Annotated in this window: 3 protein-coding genes; all 3 read right to left on the bottom strand. The window is 51.2% G+C overall.

Translation table 11 applies throughout. The features are described from left to right. Positions 1 to 176: 176 nt before the first annotated feature. Positions 177 to 569, bottom strand: a complete 393-nt coding sequence (locus GPA22_RS22310) for a hypothetical protein (protein WP_169258264.1) — start codon at positions 567 to 569, stop codon at positions 177 to 179. 127 nt (positions 570 to 696) lie between these two features. Continuing rightward, a complete protein-coding gene (locus GPA22_RS22315; protein ID WP_169258265.1) occupies positions 697 to 1,068 on the bottom strand; it encodes a hypothetical protein in 372 nt (123 codons plus the stop codon). Positions 1,069 to 1,157: 89 nt separating this feature from the next. Then, entirely contained in the window at positions 1,158 to 2,834 is a 1,677-nt protein-coding gene (locus GPA22_RS22665; RefSeq protein ID WP_211169306.1) for a P-loop ATPase, Sll1717 family, read from the bottom strand. Positions 2,835 to 3,390 lie beyond the last annotated feature (556 nt).

Consider the following 3,390-nt stretch of genomic DNA (forward strand, 5'->3'; position numbering starts at 1 on the left):
CTTCGCGATATCGAGACCGATGCGGGTAATCGTCATGGCACACCTCCTTCTTGCAGACCAGCAGCGGCTCACGCTGCGATACAGCCAGTTTCCCGAAGACGGGAGGGGGAGTCCATTTCATTAAGTAGGCGGACGGTGAAAAAGCGTCAGCTTTTTCACCGTCCCGTGGGGATGGGTTAGTTGTTGAAGAGCCCTGTTTTCTGTTTCACATCCGACTCGCTCATCGAATAACGTTGAACGACACCTGATTTGTCAAATAGAACGACCAGTTCCTTTTTCTTTCCGCTGGCGGATGCACCAAACATATTAACGATGGGAATATACGATATAGCATCCGCTGAAACGTTCGTGAACTCATAAGTCGCAACCTCAAGTCCCCCATCAGTAAATGTTGTCTTGAGAGGCGATCCGAAGGTCGCTCTAACTTGAGATTTGGTTGTCTTTCCTTCGACGATCTTTCCCTGAATCGACGATTCAGTTTCGTTGCGTAGCTGCTCATTTCCAACGCTTGCACATCCTGCGGCAAGGGCTGCGACAAACACTACAGAGACAAACTTTGTAAAATTCATAACGCTTCTTCCTTGGTAAAAAACTAACGTTGGCCTTCAGCGGACGACAAAAGCGCAGCTTTTGACGGTCCGCTGCAAGCAGTGGTTGGGCCTCGACCGTTAGCTCTGCGATGGGCATACATTCTCATCACTTCAGATCGAGGCACACTGGTCGCATGGAGGCAAGGATCTTTGGGTCCGTTACCGGCTGCGGCACCGGTTGTGGATTGAGGTTTGCTTCTGTTCGCAATTGACGCATCGGCGTCAGCTTGACTGATTTAACCTCGACATCGCGCCGAGCGCCCTCCGTCGGAACAGTTACAACGCGACCCGGCCCTGCCATTACCTTCTTTCCGCAGCCACCTACATTAATTAGCATCTCCATATAGCTGTCCGACGTGGTGTTCTTAATAACAACCGACGTGGACGTCGTCTGCACATCAAAGGCAGCGGACGACGCTAGCGCGACTGCGGGAACGCAAAGAAGTGCTCGGACAAGATGCTTTAGTGCGGATGCCATTGATGATCTTCGGAGTGCCACTGACGAGGCCCAACGTCTGAATTCAACGGCCTGCGCCGCTTTTCGCGCAGGTCCGGTGGAATGATGGGTTAGCCCTTTCGGGCCTTACGTACCGGCGACTTCCCATGGCCGCGCGGACTTCTTGAACGGGGTGCGCGCTGTTGCGTACCGCTGCTTTTGACAGTCATCTGCTTGCCAATGTCGAGGGCCTTGGCAATACCAGGATTCAGAATGAGGGTTCCAGTTGTTTTTACCTTTGGGGCGATGTTATTTAACGATCGCTCACGGTACGACCAATGAAAGAAAACTTCATAATCTGTAGCTGCCGCTTCGCTATATCCGACGACGTTGACGTCATAGAAGAACTGCAGGAGCGCTTCTGGATCGCGCAGGTATTCAGTGGCCTTAATTGGTTCGCCCTTCACCCAGTTCTTGAACCGCTGGTATGCCTCTTCGAACTCAGCCATCGAAAAACGACTCTTGCCATTCAAGTATTGGAAGAATTTGATGTAACGACCAAAGTCTTCTTGGGTCATGTAGAACGCCGCATAGTTTCGGACTTCACCAAGCAGGTAATCCGAGAACTCACGGGTGAATGCTGGATTCGTTCGCAATTCATGGGCGAACGCAGTTTCGCTGCCATCGCCCGACTTTATGGCCAACGATCTCGTGAGTCGAACGAAGGTCAGAATGTCGCGCGGCTTTTGAAAAGTTGTTTTCAAAAGCTTTTTGAAGGTGGCGCCGTTTGTCCGAGCTTCATCGTAGTAATGATCCCATGCTTTGTGCGGGCTTACGTCCATCGGCTGCTGTGTCGAAAAGTACTTGCCGCTTACCTCATACAGCTTCGAACTTTCATATTCGCGCTCATTTGTAGCCCAGTCGAGAAACACTGTGTTGTCTTGAAGCCGAGAATTGGAGTTATAGAGATTAAGGGCGTGGAATACATCAGGCCGGACAAGCAGAACAACTTTGATTCGGCCCTTTGAGTCCTTAATAGATCCGAAGAACTCGGTATTCAGTTGCCACACCGCTTCCCCAAGCCCCTTGATGCATTCAAGATATTCCGAGTAGGGCACTGACTCGGGGCGATAGTCGATGCCATCAACGAAGAGGATATGGCCTTTGGAGATGGTGAGCGACGAAATTGCCTCTTTCAATGAGTTCTCGGTTTCGAGTAGGTGGTGGCGAATGGTGGGATTCTTCTCAGTGTGTTGCGCACGAAGCTCTCCACCAGCTTCGCCAACGCCTTCGGCCTTGATCTTTGCATTGAATACCTCACTACTGATCGCCTCGAATGCACTTTCAATTTCTGGATTCAAAGCGTTTTTGTTCCACTTCGCAATTTCTTGCTCGACTCGAGTGAACTTGCCAGTAATCTTGTGTAGGAAGTTCTTGGACTTCATGACCAGCATGCGGCCGACCAGGAATAGGAGCATTGATCTCCAGATGTTGGCATAATCGCTGTATGTCAGCTTGCCGTTCCGCTTCAGCTCAATGAAACGCTTGTATTGCGTTTCGGTCATCGTCGTAACTTGAGATCGGACTTCGTCAATGGAGTTGTTTTCAAGATAGACGGCATAGGCAGTCTTGCCTGTCCCCTTTTCACCCATCAGAAAGTATGTTGCGGGGGCAAGGCACTTGCGTAGTTCTTCTGTGCGAAGGAATAGCCTATTGAAGAATTCCTTTTGTGCCTTGGTTTTGTAGTTGAGGGCGTCGTTGTAGGGCTCAGTAAGCGCCGCGATCGGCTTCCATTCCTCATTATTCATTTGGTCTTTGCTTTCACGATATGGGCGGGATAAAGGGATAATTCGGTCAGCAGAAGGGGCTAACGCCTGAATTAAGCCGAGCCGCGAAGCGGCTTCGGCTTGAATGAATTGTTAGCCCTATGAGCCGGGAAACGCACGGGGGCCATGATTGAACTCCTGCAACCTTGCATCATTCTCAAACCACTCTACGTCAAACATGGCTGGAGTATTGGCGAGAAGATGGTCTATGGCGCGAATGACATGCTCCATTTCCCGCACGGGGAGAGGACGGCGCAGCAACTTATCTGCGAAGGACCTATAAGGGGCACAAAAGCAGCTCCATTGATTGTCCTCGACGTGGCTGCAACAGACCGAAACCTTCGAATTTAGGTCCGGCGCACCAAATATGATGCGGTAGCCCCAATCCTCGTCCATTGAGTCAGCTCTTAGGGAGACGCTGAATAAATGACGAACTCGTCGTCGGTGATCGCCCTCGGCAACGTTCGGCCTGAGAACTTCGTCGGAGCGCTCGCGGAATGGTTCGCGCAGACGGTTGTTCGGGGCGTGTTCAACGTGC

The organism is Aromatoleum toluvorans, from assembly GCF_012910905.1.
GTDB lineage: Bacteria > Pseudomonadota > Gammaproteobacteria > Burkholderiales > Rhodocyclaceae > Aromatoleum > Aromatoleum toluvorans.

Excerpts from the sequence above, each read along its gene's own strand:
- GPA22_RS22310 (WP_169258264.1), bottom strand. The coding sequence starts at position 569 with ATGAATTTTACAAAGTTTGTCTCTGTAGTGTTTGTCGCAGCCCTTGCC.
- GPA22_RS22315 (WP_169258265.1), bottom strand. The coding sequence starts at position 1,068 with ATGGCATCCGCACTAAAGCATCTTGTCCGAGCACTTCTTTGCGTTCCC.
- GPA22_RS22665 (WP_211169306.1), bottom strand. The coding sequence starts at position 2,834 with ATGAATAATGAGGAATGGAAGCCGATCGCGGCGCTTACTGAGCCCTAC.